Annotated in this window: 22 protein-coding genes; 14 read left to right on the forward strand and 8 right to left on the reverse strand. The window is 66.2% G+C overall.

Going from position 1 to position 22498, the window contains the following annotated elements; all coding sequences use genetic code 11:
- Positions 1–29 precede the first annotated feature (29 nt).
- The 4 genes from OG976_RS17520 to OG976_RS17535 all read left to right on the forward strand — a co-directional run bounded on the left by OG976_RS17520 (position 30) and on the right by OG976_RS17535 (position 4557).
- Positions 30–1181, forward strand: a complete 1152-nt coding sequence (locus OG976_RS17520) for a glycosyltransferase (RefSeq protein WP_328351267.1) — start codon at positions 30–32, stop codon at positions 1179–1181.
- Complete coding sequence (locus OG976_RS17525; RefSeq protein WP_328351270.1) at positions 1178–2200, forward strand: glycosyltransferase; 1023 nt, start codon at positions 1178–1180, stop codon at positions 2198–2200. Before OG976_RS17520 ends, OG976_RS17525 begins: the two co-directional genes overlap by 4 nt.
- Complete coding sequence (locus OG976_RS17530; RefSeq protein WP_328351273.1) at positions 2197–3672, forward strand: glycoside hydrolase family 130 protein; 1476 nt, start codon at positions 2197–2199, stop codon at positions 3670–3672. Before OG976_RS17525 ends, OG976_RS17530 begins: the two co-directional genes overlap by 4 nt.
- Before the next feature lie 81 nt (positions 3673–3753).
- Positions 3754–4557, forward strand: a complete 804-nt coding sequence (locus OG976_RS17535; RefSeq protein ID WP_328351276.1) for a transglutaminase-like domain-containing protein — start codon at positions 3754–3756, stop codon at positions 4555–4557.
- A 19-nt stretch (positions 4558–4576) separates the two neighbouring features.
- Here the strand turns inward: OG976_RS17535 and OG976_RS17540 are convergent, their stop codons facing one another.
- Positions 4577–5800, reverse strand: a complete 1224-nt coding sequence (locus OG976_RS17540) for a N(5)-(carboxyethyl)ornithine synthase (RefSeq protein WP_328351279.1) — start codon at positions 5798–5800, stop codon at positions 4577–4579.
- Positions 5801–6000: 200 nt separating this feature from the next.
- Between OG976_RS17540 and OG976_RS17545 the strand changes: the two genes are divergently transcribed.
- The 3 genes from OG976_RS17545 to OG976_RS17555 all read left to right on the forward strand — a co-directional run bounded on the left by OG976_RS17545 (position 6001) and on the right by OG976_RS17555 (position 7274).
- Complete coding sequence (locus OG976_RS17545; protein WP_328351282.1) at positions 6001–6519, forward strand: DUF5994 family protein; 519 nt, start codon at positions 6001–6003, stop codon at positions 6517–6519.
- A 105-nt stretch (positions 6520–6624) separates the two neighbouring features.
- On the forward strand, positions 6625–6768 hold the full coding sequence (locus tag OG976_RS17550) for a hypothetical protein (RefSeq protein WP_328351285.1): 144 nt from the start codon (positions 6625–6627) through the stop codon (positions 6766–6768).
- On the forward strand, positions 6765–7274 hold the full coding sequence (locus tag OG976_RS17555) for a DUF5994 family protein (RefSeq protein WP_328351288.1): 510 nt from the start codon (positions 6765–6767) through the stop codon (positions 7272–7274). Before OG976_RS17550 ends, OG976_RS17555 begins: the two co-directional genes overlap by 4 nt.
- 60 nt (positions 7275–7334) lie before the next feature.
- Here OG976_RS17555 and OG976_RS17560 read toward each other — a convergent pair whose 3' ends face one another.
- The 3 genes from OG976_RS17560 to acuI all read right to left on the reverse strand — a co-directional run bounded on the left by OG976_RS17560 (position 7335) and on the right by acuI (position 10120).
- Positions 7335–7538: a cold-shock protein gene (locus tag OG976_RS17560; RefSeq protein ID WP_163806794.1), complete on the reverse strand. Its 204-nt coding sequence runs from the start codon at positions 7536–7538 to the stop codon at positions 7335–7337.
- Positions 7539–7614: 76 nt separating this feature from the next.
- A complete protein-coding gene (locus OG976_RS17565; protein WP_328351294.1) occupies positions 7615–8931 on the reverse strand; it encodes a DEAD/DEAH box helicase in 1317 nt (438 codons plus the stop codon).
- A gap of 205 nt (positions 8932–9136) precedes the next feature.
- Positions 9137–10120: an acrylyl-CoA reductase (NADPH) gene (gene acuI / locus OG976_RS17570; RefSeq protein ID WP_328351297.1), complete on the reverse strand. Its 984-nt coding sequence runs from the start codon at positions 10118–10120 to the stop codon at positions 9137–9139.
- 104 nt (positions 10121–10224) lie between these two features.
- On the opposite strand from acuI, the gene OG976_RS17575 reads away from it, so the two are divergent.
- Positions 10225–11475 carry a KasA/KasB family beta-ketoacyl-ACP synthase gene (locus tag OG976_RS17575; RefSeq protein ID WP_328351300.1) on the forward strand — a complete coding sequence of 417 codons (1251 nt, stop codon included), beginning with the start codon at positions 10225–10227 and terminating at the stop codon, positions 11473–11475.
- Here the strand turns inward: OG976_RS17575 and OG976_RS17580 are convergent, their stop codons facing one another.
- A complete protein-coding gene (locus OG976_RS17580) occupies positions 11476–12360 on the reverse strand; it encodes a cyclopropane mycolic acid synthase family methyltransferase (RefSeq protein ID WP_328351302.1) in 885 nt (294 codons plus the stop codon).
- A 16-nt stretch (positions 12361–12376) separates the two neighbouring features.
- Complete coding sequence (locus OG976_RS17585; RefSeq protein WP_442930541.1) at positions 12377–13264, reverse strand: cyclopropane mycolic acid synthase family methyltransferase; 888 nt, start codon at positions 13262–13264, stop codon at positions 12377–12379.
- Between the two features lie 120 nt (positions 13265–13384).
- Between OG976_RS17585 and OG976_RS17590 the strand changes: the two genes are divergently transcribed.
- Together OG976_RS17590 and OG976_RS17595 are read left to right on the forward strand one after the other, a co-directional pair.
- On the forward strand, positions 13385–13921 hold the full coding sequence (locus tag OG976_RS17590) for an SAM-dependent methyltransferase (RefSeq protein WP_328351308.1): 537 nt from the start codon (positions 13385–13387) through the stop codon (positions 13919–13921).
- A 105-nt stretch (positions 13922–14026) separates the two neighbouring features.
- Positions 14027–14446, forward strand: coding sequence for a hypothetical protein (locus tag OG976_RS17595; RefSeq protein ID WP_328351311.1), 420 nt, complete (start codon positions 14027–14029; stop codon positions 14444–14446).
- Here OG976_RS17595 and OG976_RS17600 read toward each other — a convergent pair.
- Positions 14443–15291: an NYN domain-containing protein gene (locus OG976_RS17600; RefSeq protein ID WP_328351313.1), complete on the reverse strand. Its 849-nt coding sequence runs from the start codon at positions 15289–15291 to the stop codon at positions 14443–14445. The genes OG976_RS17595 and OG976_RS17600 overlap by 4 nt on opposite strands.
- A 144-nt stretch (positions 15292–15435) precedes the next feature.
- On the opposite strand from OG976_RS17600, the gene OG976_RS17605 reads away from it, so the two are divergent.
- Positions 15436–16692 (forward strand): L,D-transpeptidase, encoded by a 1257-nt coding sequence (locus tag OG976_RS17605; RefSeq protein ID WP_328351316.1) that lies wholly within the window; start codon positions 15436–15438, stop codon positions 16690–16692.
- 197 nt (positions 16693–16889) lie between these two features.
- Positions 16890–18119: an Ig-like domain-containing protein gene (locus OG976_RS17610; RefSeq protein WP_442930352.1), complete on the forward strand. Its 1230-nt coding sequence runs from the start codon at positions 16890–16892 to the stop codon at positions 18117–18119.
- A 236-nt stretch (positions 18120–18355) separates the two neighbouring features.
- On the opposite strand, the gene OG976_RS17615 is transcribed toward OG976_RS17610, so the two are convergent.
- Entirely contained in the window at positions 18356–19342 is a 987-nt protein-coding gene (locus tag OG976_RS17615; protein WP_328351319.1) for a hypothetical protein, read from the reverse strand.
- Positions 19343–19522: 180 nt separating this feature from the next.
- Here OG976_RS17615 and usfY point away from each other — a divergent pair, with 180 nt between their 5' ends.
- Both usfY and OG976_RS17625 read left to right on the forward strand, forming a co-directional pair.
- Positions 19523–19834, forward strand: coding sequence for a protein UsfY (usfY, locus tag OG976_RS17620; protein WP_328351322.1), 312 nt, complete (start codon positions 19523–19525; stop codon positions 19832–19834).
- Between the two features lie 334 nt (positions 19835–20168).
- A complete protein-coding gene (locus tag OG976_RS17625) occupies positions 20169–22451 on the forward strand; it encodes an IniB N-terminal domain-containing protein (protein ID WP_328351325.1) in 2283 nt (760 codons plus the stop codon).
- The last annotated feature ends 47 nt before the right edge of the window (positions 22452–22498 follow it).

The raw sequence follows: 22498 nt of genomic DNA on the forward strand, positions 1-22498 counted from the left end.
CCTTGAGTTTTCTATCGACCCTTTCTTCTTTGACGTATTCTGCTGCGCCACAACACTTTCTGGATGTCAAGCGCGTCGGGATCATCAGCACTTACCCTCCGACACGGTGCGGCCTGGCCTCCTTCAGCGCGGCGCTGGCCGAGGGGCTGCGTGCCAACGGTGTCGAGGTGGCCGTGGTGCGGATCGGCGACGCTTCATCCACTGACGACGTCACAGTCGTCGGCGAACTGGTCCTGGGATCGTCGGCATCGACGGCCGCGTGCGCAGATCTGTTGAACGCCAATGACGTTGCGGTTGTTCAGCATGAGTACGGCATCTACGGCGGCGCGGACGGCGAGGATGTCATCGATCTCATCGGCGGCCTGCGGGTGCCCGCGATCGTCATCGCCCACACGATCCTGACCGAACCGACGCCGCATCAGCGATTTGTCCTGGAGACCATCGTCGCCATGGCCGACCATGTCGTCGTCATGACCGCGGCAGCCAATGATCGTCTCTGCGGCGGCTACGACGTCGACCCCCGAAAGGTGTCCACGATCGCCCACGGCGTCACGGTGGCGACCGGTATGCGGGTCAAGCGTTCGGGGCGACCGATGCTGCTGACCTGGGGTCTACTGGGGCCCGGTAAGGGCATCGAGCGGGTCATCGACGTCATGCCCTCGCTGAGCGACCTGCCGGGCCGTCCCCGATACGTCGTCGCCGGTCGTACCCACCCCAAAGTGCTTGCTGCCGAGGGGGAAAGCTATCGGGAGTCGCTCATTGCCCGGGCGGCCGATCGCGGAGTGGCCGACTCGGTGCACTTCGACCCCTCCTACCGCGACGGCCTCGCGTTGAGCACGCTGGTTCAGTCCGCCGCAGTGGTGGTGCTGCCGTACGACTCGACCGATCAGGTCACCTCCGGGGTGTTGGTGGATGCGATCGCCAACGGCCGCCCAGTGGTCGCCACCAAGTTCCCGCATGCGGTCGAGTTGCTCGGCGACGGCACCGGGATCGTCGTCGACCACGATGACCCTGCCCAGCTGGCCGCGGCGCTGCGCAGCGTCCTGACTCAACCCTGTCTGGCCGGCGAAATGGCCGCCAGGTCACGTGAGATCGCGCCGACGATGGCGTGGTCGATGGTTGCCGGTGACTATCTGACATTGGCGAAACGGTTGCGCGCCAAACGCTCGGCATCCGTATGACAGCCGATTCTTCTGCCCCCGTCTTCGATCACCTGATCAAGATGACGGACCGTCGTGGCACGTTCGAGCATGCCCTTCTCGACGAACCCGACCCCAGCCACGGCTACTGCACCGACGACGTAGCCCGGGTCCTTGTCGTCACCACCCGGGAGCCCAATCCATCCGGGGACGTCAATCGCCTTGCCGGGGTAGCGCTGCGGTTCCTCGGCGAGGCGCAGGCGCTCACCGGCGCCTGCCGCAACCGGATGGACAACGCAGGCAAGTTCGTTGATGAGGCGAGCCTGGAGGACTGTTGGGGTAGATGCGTGTGGGGTTTGGGTACCGCGGCCGCACACAGCGAGGTCACCTGGGTGCGCAAGTCGGCTTTGATCCAGTTCGAACGGGCCGCCAAGGTTCGTTCGCCGCACCCCCGGGCGATGGCCTACGCGGCACTGGGCGCTGCTGAAGTCATCTCGGCGTATCCCGACCATAGCGCCGCCCTGAGCCTGATCACCGACTATGCAATGTCGATTCCCGCACCCAACGGCGACGAGGCGTGGCCCTGGCCCGAGCCGCGGCTGGCCTATGCCAATGCGGTGTTCGCCGAAGCGATGATCGCAGCCGGCGTCGCCCTGGAAGCGCCGAAACTGTGGCAGCGCGGACTCGAACTGCTGGCCTGGCTGCTCGGTGTCGAGACCGGCGACGGTCATCTGTCGCCCACGCCGGTGGCCGGCCGCGGACCACAGGACCCCAAACCCGCGTTCGATCAGCAGCCGATCGAGGTCTCTGCCCTGGCTGATGCCTGTGCCCGGGCATCCGCAGTCGATGCCAGTGCAACCTGGCCGGACGGTGTCCGGGCCGCGGCAGCCTGGTTCGAGGGCTCCAACGACGCCAACGCGCTGATGTGGGACCCCCAGACCGGGGCCGGTTTCGACGGCCTGCACGCAGACGGGGTCAATCGCAACCAAGGTGCGGAGTCCACCCTCGCGGTCATCGCCACCCTGCAGCATGCCCGTCGTTTATCGCTGCTTCAGCAATGACGTCCACAACCGCGATGGCCACCCGCAGCACCCAGCGACTGGTGGCCGACCCCACTCGGGTGATCAGTCGGCTCTTCGTGCCGGGGCAGGAGGGGTTCGACCACCAGGACTCCCGTGCCGGGCTGGTCCTCGACCGTGTTCTCGCTCTGGCGGATGAGGACGTACTGATCGCACTGCACGACGTGATCACCCGATTCGACCCACGCCACCGCGATCTCGCCGACACCTTCCGTCAGCACGCGCGCGAACTCACGGATCGACTCGGGCCTGGCCAATCCCTGTCAGACACCCGGATGTTGTTGCTGGGCGCAGTCTTCACGAGTGAGTATGCGATCGAAGGGGCTGCCCTGTGCAATCCCAGCATCGTGGCCGATCCCGATCAGTCAGGCTTGCGCAAGGGTGATCTGCGATTCGTCATGAGCGTGCGCGGCATCGGGGAAGGACACGTCTCTTCGATCGGCTTTCGCAGCGGGGTGATCGATTCGGCAGGCAACCCTCGGATCGATCGCCCGGTAGCGCTGGCCACGCTTGGCTGGGTCGGCCCCGCCCTTCTCGACGCCGCAACGTTTCGCGCCGAGTTGGCCCGACGCGACGACGTGGGGGAGGCGTTCGACTATGTGTTCGGAGCCCTGGGTGACCGCTTCACCCGGGCCGAGCTTGACGACCAACTCGCCCTGCTGCAATCCCACCGACGTACGCGCGGACATGCCCAGGAGACCATCGCCCAGGTTCGGGCCATCGCAGACCGCTACTACGCCGTCGACTTCCGCAAGCGAATCCCACTCTCAGAACGTGTCCTGTGGCCGGCGATGAGCGTCGAGTCGGTCGGTATGGAGGATGCCCGCTTTGTCCGATTCGTGGACGAGGACGGATCGGTGACCTACTACGCCACCTACACCGCCTACAACGGGTCGAGCATCGCCCAGCAACTGCTGGAGACCCACGATTTCCACTCGTTCACCTCACGGCCGATCGTCGGAGCGGCCGCGGCCAACAAGGGGCTCGCGATCTTCCCGCGTCGCATCAACGGACGTTATGCCGCCTTGTCGAGGGCCGGCCGGGAGACCAATGCGATCACCTATTCTGATCGACCGTACGTGTGGACAAGCCCAATCGAAATCCAGCAACCGGTGGAGCCGTGGGAGATCCTGCAACTGGGCAACTGCGGAGCGCCCATCGAAACCGATTACGGTTGGCTGGTTTTGACTCATGGTGTCGGCCCGATGCGCACCTACCACCTCGGCGCATTGCTGCTTGATCTTGATGAACCGACCCGCGTGATCGGCCGGCTGCGCGAGCCGCTCCTGAGTCCGGCCGCTGATGAGTCCGACGGTTATGTCCCCAACGTCGTCTACTCGTGCGGGGCGATCGTCCACGCCGATACGCTGGTGATTCCCTACGGGATGAGCGATGCCGCAATCGGATTCGCCACGATCAGGCTTCCTGACCTGCTGGCCGCCCTGGTTGCCTGAGACAGCAACGGCACCGGGGCGGTTGATGCCGGGCCTTCCCCGGTTGGACGCTGAGCCACCCGCCATGGATCATGTGTCGGTATGAGGCGAGAGGTGGGTTCGGATCTCGAAGTCGAGATCACCGAGCCGACGACGTTGGAGTTCCAGATCGCTGTCGCGCCGCACCCGGGCACTTCGGTCTCCGAGGCGTTGTCGTTCGTGCTGAACGGCTCTCCCGTCACTCCCTTGGAGATCAGCGGTACGCACGGCAATCGGATCCACAAGCTCGAGGCTCCGGTGGGCACGCTGAAGGTGCACTACGAAGCGACGGTCACGGGCCGGACTGATCCGGCGCCGGTCACCGAGCACGATCTGTCGGTGTACCTGCGGCCGAGCCGCTACGCCGAGGCCGACAAGTTCTATGGTTTTGCGGCAACGGAATTCGGCGGCTACCTGGACTCGACCGACCTGCTGGAGAAGGTGTCGCGATGGGTGGGCACCCGGCTGAACTACGTGCCCGGCTCCAGCGATCCGATCGACGGAGCCGTCGACACCCTGCTTGCCGGAGCGGGAGTCTGCCGCGACTTCGCGCACCTGGTGGTCGCGATGTTGCGGGCGGTCAACGTTCCGGCCCGGGTCGTCGCGGTCTACGCGCCGGGCCTGTACCCGATGGACTTCCATGCCGTGGCCGAGGCCTACGTCGAGGGGCAGTGGCGGGTGGTCGACGGGACGCTTCTGGCGCCCCGGCAGTCCCTGGTGCGTATCGCCACCGGCCGCGACGCGGCGGACACCGCATTCCTGGACAACCACAAGGGTTCGATCACACTGACCTGGCTCGAGGTCATGGCGATCGTCGACGGTGATCTGCCACGGGACTCGATCGACCAGCTGGTATCGATCGGCTGAGTGGTTCGCCGCGCCGCAGCTAGCGAGCGCCGGCGCTCAGGTGCGGGTAGGCATCCTCGCGGTGCTGGAAGTCAAGAATGGCCCGATTCAGGACGACGCCGTCGCGAATCTCGATGGCCCGCGGGATGGTCGAATCTCCGCCCCAGCTGTCCGGACCGCCCATCACCGTTGCCAGATGGGGCAGCAGCGCCTGGCTGATCTCCCACGTCGCCGAGTTCCACAGATAGGACGGGCTGTGGTCGACGGCGTAGTAGTGCACGCCGGGAGCGATCTCGATGACCGGGTCGGTGAACGAGGTGGGCCGTGCCCAACTGAAACCCATCCCGGTATCGCAGGAGACGTCCACGATCAGCGTGCCGGGCGTGAACACCTCAAGCTCCTCGGCCGTGACGAAAATCAGTGGCGCGGAAGGATCCTGCAGGACGCAGTTGACCACGATGTCGCTGTCGGCGAGGAAATCGGCCATCACGACCGGCCCGTTCGAGGAGTCCGCCCACGTCCGATCGGGGACATCCTGGTCCTGGCGCATCTGGATGATCTGGGTCGAATGGATCGGCGACGCGACTGCGGCCACCTCGCGGTTGGTCAGCACGCGCACGTCGTCGACGCCGTGTGCGTTGAGGGCGGTGACCGCACCTCGTGCGGTGGCGCCGAATCCGATCACCGTGGCCCGCAGCCGCCGGCCGTAGCTGCCGGTCGTGCCGGCCAGTGCCATCGCATGCAGGACAGAGCAGTAACCGGCGAGCTCGTTGTTCTTGTGAAAGACGTGCAGCGCGAATGTGCCGTCGTCATGCCAGTGATTCATCGCTTCGAAGGCGATCAACGTCATGCGCTTATCGATGGCGGTCTGTGTCAGGGCGGTGTCCTGGACGCAGTGCGGCCAGCCCAAGACAACCTGTCCCGTGTTCATTTCCGCGAGGTCCTCGGCCTGCACCTTCGGCAGCAGGATCACGTCGCACTCATCGATCAGCTCTTCGCGTGACTTGAAGCCGGCCACCAGAGCGGCCAACTCGTCGGCGTCGGTGTCGAAGTGCTCGCCGTAGCCGTGTTCGAGAAAGATACGTTGCCGCAGCCCGGGATCGATCCGGTCGAAATGTGCCGGGTGAATCGGCAGGCGCTTCTCGTTCTCTTTGCGGGAGTGCGCCAACACTCCCAGTGAAAGTTGTTGATCCTTCGAGTCTTTGCGTTGTGGAACGGTGCCGTGCGCGTCGGGATCGGATGAGTGCTGGGATTCGTCAGACATTGCCGGCCGTCTTTAAGGGGGGTCCGGTTGGACCCGTCGACTCAACCGTACCCTTCAGGGACTGCCCAGACCGACCGCGAGAGTGCCGGTGGGCAGCCCTTTCCCGTGTAGGGTCTGCGTAGAGGTCCATCTCGCATTGGCGGCGATCGTGTTGTGCTGATACGTCGGGGATCAACCCTGCTACGCCAAAGGAATTTCAGATGGCTGGATCCGTTGAATCCGCGTCGGCGTCGTTGTTGAAGCACAGCTCGAGCGCGCGGCGTCTCGCGAGCCCGGTGCGCATCTCATTGACCCCCTGTCCGGGCGGCGTCATCGACGGGGCCTGGTGGCCGCACTCGGGAGCGCTGGCACGTGAGTTGCCCGCGCTCGTCGACGCACTGAAGTCGGCTCTCGGCGACATCCTCGACATCAAGCTCAACTGGACTGCGAATGCGGGGGCTCCCGTGCTCAAACCGCTGTCGTCCGGCTCCATGTCGATGCTGGGATGGAACGACCGCCGGCAGCGGCTCGTATTCGTCATCGGGCGCACCGCCCGAGCGCGGTTGCTCGTCATTCCGGACTCGGCGACACCGACGCTGGGACGGATGGTGTTGCGCCGGGCGGCGTCGATGCCCATGTCCGCCGCTGACCAGAACAATCCGATTATGGAGACGGCGGAGTGCATCCTGCGGGCTGCGAGGGCGGAGAGTGCGTCCTGGGCGTCCCAGTCGACCCTCTGAGGTCACAGCCTGCGGGTGTAGTGTCAGGTGTGGTCCGTCAGTAGCGGTGATGCGTTGTCGTGAAACGTCCGCGGATCTACCCACCTCCTCGTGAAGGGCCCGCGAATGCAACACTCCGACCTTTTTTCTCAGCCTGTCGAGGTTGTCGAGGCCGCCGTCTACGACAAGGACAGCGAGCCCGTGCAGAATCCGGTCTTCTCCGACCGCGACGACTCCGACCGCCCAGCGAATAAGCCGGCCTCGTCGTGAACGGGCTGCGCGGGCCACGACGGACCGCGAGCCCGGTACGCCTGACCCTCAATCGAACCCTCGGCGCCGATATCGACGGCGCGTGGTGGCCGCACACCGGTGCGATGGCACGCGAGCTACCCGAACTCATCGAGTCTCTGCATGCGCAACTGGGCGAGATCGTCGACATCAACATCAACTGGTCGTCGACAGCCGGTGCGCCGCTCATGATCACGCAATCGTCGGCCGCATTACTGAAGATGCGCTGGAACGACAGCCGTCAACGCATCATGGTGGTCGTCGGGAAGCTCGGCTGCGCGCGGCTGCTTGTCATTCCGCACATGACCACACCCCAACTGGCCATGATGGTGCTGCGCCGCGCCGCCGACATGTCCATACCCATCGCTGAGCAGGACAGTCCGGAGTATCAGGCCGCCGACCGTGTCGTGCGAGCCGCGCAGTCGCAGAGCGCCACCCAGACCGCTCAGGCGAGCGGCGCGCAGACTGCGGTCATCCCGCCTAGCTGACCAAATGCCAAGGGCTGGCACGGCATAGCCGTACCAGCCCTTGGTTGGTCTGTGGTCCGATCAGACCGCGGACACCCGAGTCGCCTGGGGACCCTTGGGGCCCTGGCCGACCTCGAACTGAACGCGCTGATTCTCCTCGAGCGACTTGAAGCCGCTGCCCTGGATCTCGGAGTAGTGCACGAACAGATCCTGCTCGCCACTGTCAGGAGCGATGAAGCCGAAGCCCTTTTCGCCGTTGAACCATTTCACAGTTCCCTGTGCCATCTGTCTTTCTTCTTTCATCAGTTGGATGCCTACTTGCGACACCCATCCTTCGCACCGGCGAGTGCCGGCGCGAAATCTAGTTAGCCCCAACCCTGGAGCTAGGCCGGCGGGCGCGCCGACGGCCGGGTTGCCCACCACCGGTACCGGTACGCGGGCGGTTCTGGGTGGACGGTGCCGGGCGACGCTGCTGCGGGGCAGCGACGGCGACGGCTTTTGGTGCCTGGTAGGGAGCAACCTCGCCCACCAGTGCCTGGACCGACTCGGAGTCGGACGAAACCTGTTCCGGCGCAACGTCAATACCGGCACGGCGAAGCAGTGTCTGGGTGTCGCGGCGTTGCTCGGGCAGCACCACGGTGACGACGTCACCGGCGCGGCCCGCGCGGGCGGTCCGCCCCGAGCGGTGCAGATATGCCTTGTGCTCGGCCGGCGGGTCGATGTGCACCACGAGTTCGACGTCGTCGACGTGCACGCCGCGAGCGGCGATGTCGGTGGCGACCAGAACCCGTGCCGTCCCGGCGGTGAATGCCGCCAGGTTGCGGTCACGTGCGGGCTGAGAAAGGTTGCCGTGCAGGTCGACTGACGGAATACCGGCCTCGTTGAGCTGCTTGGCGAGCTTGCGGGCGTGATGCTTGGTGCGCAGGAACAGGATTCGCCGTCCGGTGCCGGACGCCAGGGTGTGCACCAGCTGCTTCTTGGCTTCCACGCCGGAGACGTGGAACACGTGATGGGTCATCGCGGCCACCGGTGAGGTGTCCGAGTCGACGGCGTGGGTGACCTCGTCGCGCAGGAACCGCTTGACCAGCTTGTCGACGCCGTTGTCCAGCGTCGCCGAGAACAGCAGTCGCTGCCCGCCGCCGGGGGTGGCGGCGAGGATGCGCGTCACACCGGGCAGGAAGCCGAGGTCGGCCATGTGGTCGGCCTCGTCGATCACGGTGATCTCGACGGCGTCGAGGGTGATCAGACGCTGACGCATCAGGTCCTCGAGCCGGCCCGGGCAGGCGACGACGATGTCGGCGCCGTCCTTGAGGGCCTTGACCTGCCTGCCCTGCGGCACACCACCGAAGATGGTGGTGACCTGCAGGCCGTAAACCTTGGCAAGCGGGGTCAGCGCAGCGGTGATCTGGGTGGCCAGCTCACGAGTCGGCGCCAGGACCAGGCCGGACGGCCGTGATGAGCGCCGCTTGACCTCAGCCAGTCGGGCGACCAGCGGAATGGCGAAGGCCAGCGTCTTACCGCTGCCCGTCTTACCGCGACCCAGTACGTCGCGCCCGGCCAGCGTGTCCGGCAGGGTCGAAACTTGGATAGGAAATGGTTCAGTGATGCCGTTCTCGGAGAGCGCACGCACCATAGGTGCGGGCACGCCGAGACCGGCAAAGGTTGATTCCGTTGTCATGCTGCCTTTCAGGCAATGAAGAGGTGGCGAGATTGCCGGGAGGCAAAATCGATCGCCGCGAGACTGTGTGCCCGGGGGGCACTATCAGCTGAACCCGGCCTTGCGGCCGGTGAAGTGAATGTGTTCCACGACGTACTGGTCAGCGCGTTGCGATGCCAGCGTTGAGATGAGCATAGCAGGCCGACGCCGAATCGCCCCTGTGATGTCAGCGGTTGACGTCGACGACCAGGCGCCCCCGCACGGTGCCGTCCATCAACTCGCCGGCGGCCGCGATGGCCTCACCCAGCGAAATCTCGCGCACGATCGTCTCCAGCACCGCCGGGTTGAGGTCGCGCGCCAGCCGCTCCCAGGCCGCCAGCCGCGGTGCCCGCGGCGCCATCACGCTGTCGATGCCCAGCAGTGACACCCCGCGCAGGATGAACGGCGCCACCGAGGCCGGAAAATCCATCCCCTGCGCCAGGCCACAGGCCGCGACCGCGCCGCCGTAGCGGGTCTGCGCGCACACATTGGCCAGGGTGTGGCTGCCGACGGTGTCCACCGCACCCGCCCAGCGTTCCTTTTGCAGCGGCTTACCGGCCGCGCCCAACTCGGCGCGGTCGATCACCGTCGATGCGCCCAGCTTCTCCAAATAGTCTGTCTCCGAGTCTTTTCCGGTGGCGGCGGTGACGCTGAACCCGGCCTGCTTGAGCAACGCGATCGCGATGCTGCCCACGCCACCGGTCGCGCCGGTCACCAGGATCTCGCCCCGATCGGGGGTGAGGCCGAACTTCACCAGCGCCTCCACGCACAGGCCCGCGGTGTAGCCCGCGGTGCCGATCGCCATGGCTTGGCGGGAGTCGAACGCCGACGGCAGCGCGATCAGCCAGTCGCCGGACAGCCGCGCCTTCTGCGCCAGGCCGCCCCAGTGCGTCTCGCCGACACCCCAGCCGTTGAGCACCACCCGGTCACCGGCGGAGAACTCGGCGTGCGAGCTGTCGGTGACCACGCCGGCCAGGTCGATACCGGGCACCATCGGGAACTTGCGCACCACCGGGGACTTGCCGGTGATGGCCAGGCCGTCCTTGTAGTTCAACGTGGAGAACTCCACATCGACGGTCACGTCGCCGTCGGGAAGCTGTGCCTCGTCGAGGTCGGCGACGGTGACCGTCTGCCCTGATTCGCCCTTGTCGATCAAGATTCCGGAGAACACCGTCGTCCCTTCGTCGTCGCCAGAGGCCCATTCTCGCAGGCGTACTTTCCCCGGCAATTGGGAACCCCAAGCGTCAAAGACGCACGTGTAGGGGTGAGCAGGCTATGGGTGTGTTGCGCACCGGTGAGGGACTGGCCGACGTCGTTGTCACCGCGATGACGTCGACCACGGCGTTGGCCTCCGACGCCGAAGAGACCTGGCAGCAGCTGCTGGAAGGCGCCAGCGGCATCCGCCCGCTCGATAAGTGGTTCACCCGCGAGTACTCCTCGCCGGTGATCATCGGCGGCCCGTTGCAGGAGGACTTCGACCACTACCTCAACCGCGTCGAACTTCGACGGCTGTCCTACCTGGGCAAGATGGCCACCGTCCTGGGCCGGCGGCTGTGGGACCAGGCCGGTGCACCCGAGGTGGACACCACCCGGCTGACGGTGTCGGTCGGGATTGCGCTGGGCACCACCGAGGAGATCGCGGTGCAGTACAACGACTGGGAGGACCGTGGCCTGCGGGCCATGTCCCCGCTGGCCGTGCAGATGTTCATGCCCAATGCCCCCGCCGCCGCGATCGGGTTGGAACGCCAAGCCAAGGCCGGCGTGATCACCCCCGTGATGGCCGATGCCGCCGGTGCCGGCGCGATCGCCGAAGCGTGGCGGCGCCTGGTCCTGGGCGAGGCCGATATCGCGATCTGCGGAGCGGTGGAGACCCAGGTCGAGGCGGTGCCGGTAGCCGCGTTCTCGGCGCTGGGCTTGTTGTCGACGAACAACGACGACCCGCCCGGCGCTTGCCGGCCGTTCGACCGGCATCGCGACGGTATGGTCCTGGCCGAAGGCGGCGCCCTGATGCTGATCGAAACCGAGCAGCACGCCAAAGCCCGGGGAGCGCCAATTCTGGCCAGGCTCATGGGAGTTGGCGTCAACTCCGACGGATACGACGATCTGCGCCCGGATCCGACCGGAGCCCTTGCCGCCGATGCCATCGTCCGGGCCATGCAGCTGGCCGGGCTGCAACCGGCCGACATCGACCACGTCAACGCCCACGCCACCGGCACCACATTCGGTGATCTGGCTGAGGCGCAGGCCATTCGGCGTGCTCTGCCCGGTCGCGCCCCGGCGGTGTATGCGCCCAAAGCCGCGCTGGGACACTCCCTCGGTGCCGCCGGCGCAGTCGAGGCGGTGCTCACCGTGCAGGCGCTGCGCGACGGCGTCGTGCCGGCCACTCGCAACGTCAAAGACCTCGACCCGGCGATCGACCTCGATGTCGTCGTCGACCGGCCGCGCCCCGGCGACTACCGGTATGCCCTCACCAACTCATTCGGCCTCGGTGGGCACAACGCGGCTCTGGTCTTCGGCGCCGCCTGACTACTGCTTGACCAACGTGAACTGGCCGACCTCGGACACCCCTCGGCTGAAGAAGTCGGAGCAGCCGACCAGGTAGCGCATGTAGCGGTCGTAGATCTCCACCGAGGTCGCGGCGATCGCCTGCTCGCGGGCGGCCTCCAGCCGCTGCGACCAGATGTCGAGTGTGCGGACGTAGTGCGGGGTCAGATAGTTCAGGCTCTCGACGGAAAACCCTGCCCGGCCGGCGAAGTCGGCGATGTCGTCGTCGCACGGCACCGCCCCGCCGGGGAAGATCTCCTTGGCGATGAACCGCATGAACTTCAGGTCGCTCATCGTGATCGGGATGCCCATCTCCGGCCAGCGCTTCAGCGGATGGCCCATGATCGTCTGCAGCACCATCCGGCCGTCGCCGGGCAATATCCGATGGCACATCTCGAAGAATGCGGCGTAGCGGTCCTTCGGGAACGCCTCGAACGCTTCGATACTGACGATCCGGTCCACCGGCTGATCGAACTCCTCCCAGCCGCGCAACAGGATCTGCCGCGACCTCGACGAGTCGACATCGTCGAGGATCTGCTGGCCCAGGGCGCGTTGGTTGCGGCTCAGCGTCAAGCCCAGCGTGTTCACGTCGTGGCGTTGCACGGCACGTTTCATCACCGAACCCCAGCCGCAGCCGATGTCGAGCAGCGTCATCCCCGGTTGCAGATACAGCTCGCCGAGCGCCAGATCGATCTTGGCCATCTGCGCCTCTTCGAGCGTCATGTCGTCGCGTTCGAAGAACGCGCAACTGTAGGTGCGCGACGGGTCCTGGAAGAGCCCGAAGAAATCGTTCGAGATGTCGTAGTGGGCCTGAACGTCCTCGTATGCGGGGCGCAATTGCGTAGAGCCCGACCTGCTCTGCGTCATGACTGACGGACCTCCCTCAACGTGCGGCTTTCTCGCAGGTGAACTGGCAGACATCGGTGTATCCGCTGCGGAACAGGTCTGCGCACCCGGTCAGGTACTTGTGGAACCGGTCGTAGATCTCTTCGGACGTGATCGCGACGGCCTCGTCTTTCCTGGCTTCCAGGTTCGACGCCCAGGTGTCCAGGGTGCGGGCGTAGTGCGGCTGCAGATGCTGCTCACGGGTGACGGCATAACCGGCGGTGAGCGCGTGCTTGCGGACCATCGAGGCCAGCGGCAGCCGGCCACCGGGATAGATCTCGTCCATGATGAATTTGATGAACCGCACCCGCGACATGGTCAGCGGCAATCCCTTGGCTTTGATCTCCTCGTCCTCGGGAATGGTGATCGTGTGGAGCAGCATCACACCGTCGTCGGGCAGCCAGCTGAAGGTCTTCTTGAAGTAGTCGTCGTACTTGTTGAAGCCGAAGTGTTCGAAGGCGCCGATCGACACGATCCGGTCGACCTTGCCGTCGAACTCCTCCCACGGCTGTAGGCGAACTTCCTTGTGTCGCGGGCTCGTCGAGTTGGCGAACCAGTTCTCCTCGATGTGGCGGCGCTGGTTTTCCGACAGCGTCAGCCCGATGACGTTGACGTCGTACTTGTCGACCGCGCGCATGATCGTCGAACCCCAGCCGCAGCCGATGTCGAGCAGGGTCATGCCGGGTTCGAGCCCGAGCTTGCCCAGCGCCAGGTCGACCTTGGCCATCTGGGCTTCTTCCAGCGTCATGTCGTCGCGCTCGAAGTAGGCGCAGCTATACGTCTGGGTGGGGTCTTGCCACAGCTTGAAGAACTCGTTGGAGATGTCGTAGTGGAACTGCACTTCGTCCTTGTCGGACCCGCGGGTCGCTGATGCGGACTTCGACAGCCACTGGGACTGAGCCTGGGGAATGGATTGAGACACGTGCGTCCTCGAGGCAGGGGTCATCGGTCGTTAGGGGTAGATACCCACATCGGTTCGGCTCCAATCACCGGATACGGTCATCAGATGGCCTACGAGGATCGTGTTCGCTGGGATGGCAGACATGCCGACCGTGAGCCGGGGCCGGTGGGCCCGCCGGGCGTTTTCGCCCCCTACGAGAGTGCGTTTCCGGTCGCTGGACATGCCCTTGACCTGGCCTGCGGCCAAGGGGAGGCGGCGGTGTGGCTGGCGGTGCGGGGTCTGCACGTGCTGGGCATCGACGTCTCGCCGGTGGCGATCGCCGGCGCACGAGAGTTGGCTGTGCGCAACGCCGTTGACGAGCGGTGTCGATTCGAGGTGGTCGATCTTGACGGTGGACTTCCGCCGGGTCCGCAGGCGAACGTGATCGTCTGCAACAAGTTCCGCGACCGCAGGCTCGACGCCGCGATTCTCGAGCGGCTGGCGCCCGGCGGTCTGCTGGCGATCAGTGCGCTCAGCGAGGTCGGCGCCCAGCCGGGCCCGTTTCGGGTGGCCGCGGGGGAATTGACACAGGCTTTTGCTGACCTGGATGTGGTTGCCGCATCGGAGGCCGACGGCCAGGCGTGGCTGCTAGCCCGCCGTTGACGTCGAATTATGCTGCGCTGCCGTTAATTTCAGTGTGACTGAGGTCGGGCTCGCGTCGTGCATAATCATCGGCGGGCCGGGGACTGTCACTAGGGGAGGAACGCAATGAAGCGAGCCCTGATCGTCGCCGCCGCAGCCACCATGATGGGGTTCGCCGCACCGGCGCACGCTGCCGATCCCAACGTCGTCGGAACGTTTGCCTTCAAGGCCGGAAATGTCGGCTCGACCTGGGTGATGACACCGTGTGCCGACGACACCAACCACTGCGTCCACGTCGCCTCCTCGGGTATGCCGGGCCAGCAGCCCTGGAACGCCGATGCGTTCTGGTCGGTGGGCTCCTGGATCCTCAAGGTCGAGCAAGCCGACGCGATCAGCTGTGACGACGGCGTCCAGCATTCCGGGTTGATGACCTATTCGTGGGACGCGGCGACGTTCCAGGGGTGGGCAGGCATCTACAACCCGGGGGTGTGCGACGGCAAGGCCGGCAGCATCGCCGCGCCGTTCACGCTGACCCGAACCGCCTAGCGCAGCTTGACCATCCGGGTCGTCGAGCTCTCGTCGAGTTCGACGATGTCCGAGCGTGACCGCAGGAAGTCGCTGAACGACTTAAAGCCCAACGACTTCTCCGAGAACGACGGGTCCATCCGCTTCATCTGCGCCTTGACCGTCGAGTTGTGCAGCCACTCCACGTCGTCCTTTTCCAGGCCGATCTGCAGGGCCCGCTTCAGCAGCGCGGTCGCCGCTGCCTGCCCGTCTGGCGGTTCGGGCTCGGCGGACTTCGCGGACTTGGCACGCGGCTTCTCCTCGGCGGCAGCCGGCTGGAGCACCGGCACCCCGGGCAGTGCGTCATAGATGACGAAGTCGTCGCATGCCGCGGCCAGCGACTTGCTCGAGGATCCGGCCACCCCGATGCCCACCACGTAACGACCCAGCCGCTTGCAGCGCTGCGCGAGCGGAATGTAGTCCGAGTCGCCGGCCACGATCACCACGTGGGTCAGGTCGGGCAGCCGGAACATGTCCTCGACGGCGTCGACCGCCAGCCGGATGTCGGCGGCGTTCTTGCCGTAGGCGGCGGCCGGGAACAACTGCACGAGGTCGACGGCGCGGCCGACCAGCTGTTCGCGGTACTCGGCATTGACGCCGGCCGACCAGTCGGCGTAGGCCCGCGTCAGCACCACCGTCCCGAACGAGGAGGCGAAGTCCAGTATCGCCCCCACGTCCACCCGGGCCAGGGTCAGCTTCGCCGGCTCCAGGCCCTTGGCTTTGTCACGCTGAAATGAGTTGCGGCCGTTGACCTGGTCGTAGCGGGAGATCACGATGTTGTCGAAGTCGAGATACACCGCGACGCGGGCCGCACCGGGTTCGGTCATGTGCTGAAGTCTTGTCCATGTTGTGACGAAGCACGCGCTATTGCGTAGAACCCTTGTGTCGCCCGCCCCGTCTATGATTCAGGGGCCCCTTCGATCGGACGGGCTTCCGGCGAGAACTGCCGACCTTATTAGTGGAGTATCTGGGTGTCTTTGAGTCGTCGTGCGCGCGGTGCCTACCTCGCCGCCGTCCTTGGTGTGCTGGCGGTCCTGGGCGGTGTGGTGATCTCGACGACTCCGCATTGCCCCGAGCACTGCCGCGCCGAAGCCGCCGCACAGGTTCCGGCCCCGGCGCCATCGACCGACCCGGCTGCGCTCACCGTCACCCCGGCGGACGGCGCCAGCGACGTCGACCCACTGGCCGCGGTGAAAGCCGTCGCGCAGACCGGGATGCTGACCGGCGTCAGCCTGCTCAACGACGCCGGCAAGCCGGTCCCCGGCGTCGTCACCCCTGATTTCAAGACCTGGAAGCCCACCGTGCCGCTGGGCTACGGGCGCACCTACACACTGTCCGTCGACGCCCGCGGCCCCGGCGGGGTGCCGACGTCGGTCACCTCGACGTTCCAGACCCTGGTTCCGGGCAATCAGACCGAGGTCTACCTGACCGCACCGGGCGGGCAGCCGCTCGACGGCGCCACGTTGGGCATCGGGGCGATCGTCGTCGCCCGCTTCGACGAGCCGATCACTGATCGCGCGGCCGCCGAACGGCGTCTGTCGGTCACCACCTCGCCGGCGGTCGCCGGCTCGTGGTACTGGGTGGACGACCAGAACGCCCGCTGGCGGCCCGAAAAGTATTACGCCCCGGGCACTTCGGTGACCGTCAAAGCCGGCATCTACGGGGTGCCCCTCGGTGACGGGCTGTACGGCGCACAGGACAGCACTGCCACGTTCCGCATCGGCGCCGCTCATGTCTCGGTCGCCGACGACACCACCAAACAGGTCAGCGTGTACGACAACGGCAAGCTGATCCGCACCATGCCCACTTCGATGGGGATGGGCGGTACCGAGACCATCGGTGGGCAGACTCTGTCGTTCTGGACCCCGCCCGGCGTCTACACCGTGATGGACAAGGCCAACCCGGTGATCATGGATTCCTCCACCTACGGCCTGCCGATCAATTCGCGGCTGGGCTACCGGGAGACCATCCCGTACGCCACCCGGATCAGTAGCGACGGCATCTACCTGCACCAGCTCAACGCCACCGTGTGGGCCCAGGGCAACACGAACGTCTCCCACGGCTGCCTGAACCTCAGTAGCGACAACGCGCAGTGGTTCTACGAGTTCTCCCAGCCAGGTGACGTCGTCGAGGTGCGCAACACCGGGGGACCGCCCCTGCAGGTGTGGCAGAACGGCGACTGGACGGTGTCGTGGGCCGAGTGGCGCAAGGGCAGCGCACTGGGGTAGCGCAGCGATTAGGTTCCGCTAAGCGACAGGTGTTTGCTGCAGGTCACCGCCCGTGCCGGCCTTATCACGTCGAAATAGGAGCGGATTTCCGTCTATGATCTCAGTCGTCAATGGTGACGCCGGCAACATATCGTCGACCAGCTCTGGAGTGAATTTCGGTGAGTCGTCCCGGTCGTGCAAGCACGGCGATCTTGGTTGTGGGCGCGTTGCTCCTTGCGGTTCTCGGCAGCGACGTCGCCGGCCTGCCGGGGTGCCAGGACGGCTGTAAGACCCCGACCGCTGCCGCCGCGGCTCCAGCCCCGCCCGCGGCTCCGCAGCCGCCGCTGCTGGGCGTTGCTCCGGCGAACGGCTCCGCTGACCTGAGCCCGCTGAGCAGGGTCTCGGCGCGCGTGGTGGCCGGCAGCCTCACCAACGTCTCCCTGGTCGACGACTACGGCAACACGGTTGCGGGGGCGCTGTCGCCCGACGGCACGTCGTGGCAGCCGACCGAGCAGCTGAAGTACGGCCGCAACTACACCATGCAGGTCGCCAGCCGCGGGACCAGCGGTGTGCCGTTGGCCCGCACCACCACCTTCGCGACGGCGACGCCGAACAACCTGACCGCGGTCTACCTGGAGACGCCCGGCGGTCTGCCGATCCACGCCGACCAGCGCTACGGCATCGGCACCATCATCTCCGCGCGCTTCGACGAGCCGATCGCCGACAAGGCGGCCGCCGAACGTCAGCTCGTGGTGACGACCAATCCGCCGGTGAAGGGCTCTTGGTACTGGGTTGACGACGCGACGGCTCATTGGCGCCCAGAGAAGTACTACAGCCCCGGCACCACGGTGACAGTGGCCGCCAACATGTTCGGGATGCGCCTCGGCGACGGTCTGTATGGCCAGAACAACGAGCAGGCGACGCTGACGATCGGCGATGCACACGTGTCGATCGCCGACGACGCCACCAAGACCGTCAACGTCTTCAACAACGGCAAACTGGTGCGCGCCATGCCGACATCGATGGGCCGCGGTGGCACCGAAATCATTGCGGGACGGACGTTTTCGTTCTGGACCCCGCCCGGGGTCTACACGGTGATCGACAAGGCCGAAGAGGTGACGATGGACTCGTCGACCTACGGTCTTCCGGTTGCCTCGTCGATGGGCTACAAGCTCAAGATCCCCTATGCCACCCGGATCAGCACCGACGGCATCTATCTGCATCAGCTCAACGCCACCACGTGGGCGCAGGGCAACACCAACACGTCGCACGGTTGCCTGAACCTCAACGGTGACAACGCCGCCTGGTTCTTCGATTTCTCCCAGCCCGGCGACATCGTCGAGGTGCGTGGCACCGGCGGCCCCAAGCTGGAGATCTGGCAGAACGGCGACTGGTCGCTGCCATGGGGTGAGTGGCTCAAGGGCAGCGCGCTGACCCCCAAGCCGTAGCGCGTCGGTTCTATACCCCCTGGAGGTATAGGATGGTTGTCATGACTGAACAGACAACGACGTCGACCTGCACCAACGCGAACTGTACGTGCCAGAACTGCACGTGCGGAGACAGCTGCAGCTGCGGTAAGTCCGACTAGGAGCCGCTTTGCCTTCCGCGAGCGTGCGTGTCGGTACGCCGACACGCCGCCATCGCGGACAGTTGGCGCACCCTCGCGGGACCAGCGGCGCCGAGGCTAGTCGGCCTGGCTTCTCTTGACTCCCCGCGCCGAGCCGCCGGTGGCGGTCTGCTTGGCCGGGGTGCTCGCCGTATCGGCGTCCAAATCCGTTCCCGCTCGATGGGCGGACGGCGAACCTGCGTCGCTGACGACGGCTGCGGAGGCGGCCTGGGTGCGGACAGCGGCCAGTGCCGCACGACGAGAGCTCGCGACGCTGCGTTGTTCAGGTGCGGCCGACTGACGTGATATCCGCTCAGTGATGGATCCTGACTGCGCCTGTGCTGCAACAGGAGTAGACGACGGGAACAGGTTCGACACGCTCTGCTTGATCGCATCGAGCGGAGCGCTGAGGTACGCGGTCACGGCTCGCAAGACCGCGGCTCCGATGTCGAAGTTCGGATAACCGCTAATGAGACTTGTGTACAGCTCCTTCCAGGCTGCGGACACAACGACACCGGGCAGTGTGACGGGAAGCGTCGCATACGAGAAAGCCGCCGAGGCAACAGCTTTGACGACGTCAGCCAATGCTTGTAGCGATGGCACGGCGGCGGCCCGCAGAGTCTGCGCTGCAGCAGGTGGTGCCGACGACGGCAGGAATGCTGACAGTTTCGACGAGATCAGCACCAGCGGGCCAACGAAAAAAGCCGCGACTCCGAAGACCAGGCTTTCGCCAAGGTTGACGCCGTTGTAGTTGCCGCGCAGGACCTCGAGCGCAAGGCTGAACCAGATGCCGAGAGTAATGCTGGCCGGCAGTGTGATGGGGAGGGCCGCGTACCACAGTGGAGTTGCCGCTATGAGCGCTGCGATCTCGACGACGTCGTTGATCGTCGGCGTGGTGGCGTTGGCTTGCGGCGTGGCGGCAGCGGCCGCTTGAAGTTGGACATCGGCAATGCTGACGGTCGCAAGGGCGGCCGCGTCGGGTGCGTTCGGGGGAGCGACGGCCAGGCCCAGGGTGACGAACACCGCTACCACTACCGCGGACAGCCGCGCGACGAGTGCAGTCATAGGACACCCCCGATCAGCCAGCAAGCGGCACTGACTACTCAGCATTGTGCGGGCTCGGCAACGAAATTGACGCACAAAACGTCGCGAACGATGAGAAGGTCTCCGCCGAGCCAGCACCATTGTGTGAGCTAGCTCACACGAGCGTACGATGAGGGTGTCTCTTCGCGGAAGGGAGACGCCATGAAGGGTGCATATCGCGATCCGGTGGATCACGCCCGAACCACTCAGCCGCATGCCGGCGAATCGTTCGTCGACACCCTGTGGTTGCCGGGATTGCTCCTCATCGCTCTGGGTGTGGTCGGTTTGGCCGGGGTGGTTGCCGCCCTCGCCTACAACCACCACGAGTTGTTGATGACGCTGATCTCGGTGGCCGCAGGACTGTCGATCGCCGGCGGTCTGGCCATCACTGTCGAACACCAGCGTGTGCGGCGAGTGGAGCGTCGGTGGCTGGCCGATCATCCGGATCACTGGCAGAACCGCTTGCGGGCCTGACTGTCCGCTAGGCCACTTCTGCTTTGCTGGAACTAACCTGCATGTCAATTTCGGGGTAACGGTTCGGCATCGCCTGGTCGATGGGTGCTGCCCGCGTGGCCGAATCTGACCAGCACATCTGCTGCCTAATCCGAGAAAGCCCCTGCTCACGCCGGGTAGCGACTGCCCGATCCCCTAACCCCCTAATGGGGATTGCTGGGCTATCCCGGTAGGGGCCCTATCGGGCAGGGGAGCGCTCCCCATGTTGGGGGCTCGGCGCTGTCCATAGCGTGGCAGTAAGTCACCCGGCGAGCCGGGGATAGAGCTTCTCTCCTGAGACGAAAGGCACTCCTTCATGGACACCCTGCTGCAGTTCATTCTCGATCTGTTCGCCAATGAAAACGCCGCGCAGACGTTCGTCGCGGACCCGAGCGCCGCGCTTGCGAATGCCGGGCTGGCCGACGTCAGCCCGCAGGAACTCCAATCCGTGGCCGCCTCCGCTGTTCCGGGCCTGCAACTGCCCGGAGCTGACCCGGTGGCGGGCTTGGCTCAGGCGGTGTCGAGCGAGTACGGCTTCGCACCCGTCGGGGAGGCCGCGGTAATAGGCGACCAAGCGCTTCAGCTTGGCGCCGACGCGGGTACCGGCTTGGCGGCCGGGATCGGCGAGGGCATTGGAGCCGGGCTCGGTACCGCATTGAGTGGTGGCCTCGAAACCGGCCTGTCGACCGGACTTGGGCTCGGAACCGGCCTGGGCATCGGTGGCGGTGCTGAGGTTGGTGGTGGTTTTCAGGCTGGGCTGGGCACTGAGATTGGTCTGGGCACCGGCTTGGGCACGGGCTTTGGTGTGGGTGGCGGTGCTGAGGTTGGTGGCGGTTTCAACGCTGGTCTTGGTTCGGAGATTGGTCTGGGCACCGGCTTGGGCACGGGCTTTGGTGTGGGTGCTGGCGCTGAGTTCGGTGGTGGTTTCGAGGCCGGGCTGGGTACCGAGATCGGTGCGGGTGCTGGTGCCGGTGGCGGTCTGGGTACGGGCTTTGGCCTCGGTGGTGGTGCTGAAGTTGGTGGCGGTTTCGAGGCTGGGCTGGGTTCGCAGATTGGTCTGGGTACCGGTGTGGGCACGGGCTTTGGTGTGGGTGGTGGCGCTGAGTTCGGTGGTGGTTTCGAGGCCGGGCTGGGTACCGAGATCGGTGCGGGTGCTGGTGCCGGTGGCGGTCTGGGTACGGGCTTTGGCCTCGGTGGCGGTGCCGAGGTTGGCGGTGGTTTCGACGCCGGCCTCGGTGCTGGCACACACACCGGCATCGGTACTGGCTTCGGCGCCGGTGGAAACATCGGCGGCGGAGCCGAACTCGGCGGCGGCATCAACGCCGGCCTCGGTGGCGCCACACAGTTCGGCGGCCACGCCGGTGGCGGAGCCAACATCGGCTCCGGACTGGCCGCGGGTGCCGGCGCCGAAGCCGTTGACCGCAGCCGGTTTTCGGCCAACAGTGGTGTCGACGCCGAGCGCCGCGCGACCCTGAACGCCAACTCCGGATCGCCCACCCTCAACACCGGAGTCGGCGCCCAGGAGAACTTCAGCAGCAGCTCCAGCGCAGGCTTCAGCAGCCCGCTCGGCGGTGCGGGCTTCGCCAACCAGACCGCAGCCGCCGGTGGCGGTGCGATCGGTCTCGGCGGAGCCGGCCTCGGAGCGTCCGGCACTACGGCGATGTCGAGCGCGACCACAGCCGGAATCGTCAGCCCGCTCGGCGGTGCCGCGCTGAGCACGCAGGCTGCAGCGACCAACACCGCGGCGGCGAGTTTCCTCCACAACGAAGGCGCCGCGCTCGGCGGCCAGTCGAATGTCGCGGGACAGTCCACCGTCGGTGGCGGATTCGGTACTCAGGCCAACGCCGGTGGCGGATTCGGCTCGCAGGCTAACGTCGGGGGAGCGTTCGGTACCCAAGCCAACGTTGGTGGAGCGTTCGGCGGTCACACCAACGTCGACGTGACGACGCCTGCCGCAGGCGCGGCCATCGGTGGCCACACCAACGTGGCCGCGGGCGCGACGGCGGGTGGCAGTGCCGACTTCCTCACCCACGAGGCGACGACGCTCGGTGCGCACAGCGCCGTGCAGGCCGCCGGTTCAACCAATGCTGCAGCATCGGCAGGACAGGCGACCGTCGGAGGAAATACCAACGTGCACAACAGCACTGACATTCTGGGACAGGACAGTGCAGCCCTTGGTGGCCACAGTGCAGCCAGTGGCGGTGCCGCAGTCAGCACGCACACCCAGGCGGGCTCGCCGAGCCAGGGCGCAGTCATCACCACCGGGGGATCAGCCTCGGGTGGTGGCGAGGTCGCGGCCGGCTCGCAGGGGGCCTCGGTGATCACCGGTGCGCAGGGCAGCAGCGCTGCAGGCGGTGCCACCTCGGTTGGCGGCAGCCACGCGTCGACCACTGTCGACCAGCATGCCGCCGTCGACTCGTCGACCCATGTGGCGACACCGACACCGGATCACTCCGTCGTCGACCAGTCGTCACACACCTCGGCCGACTACTCGAGTCACTCGTTGTTCGACGCCAGCCACGATCCGTCGGCTGCGCACGCCCAAGCGGGCACCGACCTGTCGTCGCACAACCAGTTCGACCAGCACCTGGGCTTCTGACCGAAGGAGCCAATCCGATGTCGGCGGGGACCGCATGGTCCCCGCCG

It is taken from the genome of Mycobacterium sp. NBC_00419, assembly GCF_036023875.1.
Lineage (GTDB): Bacteria > Actinomycetota > Actinomycetes > Mycobacteriales > Mycobacteriaceae > Mycobacterium.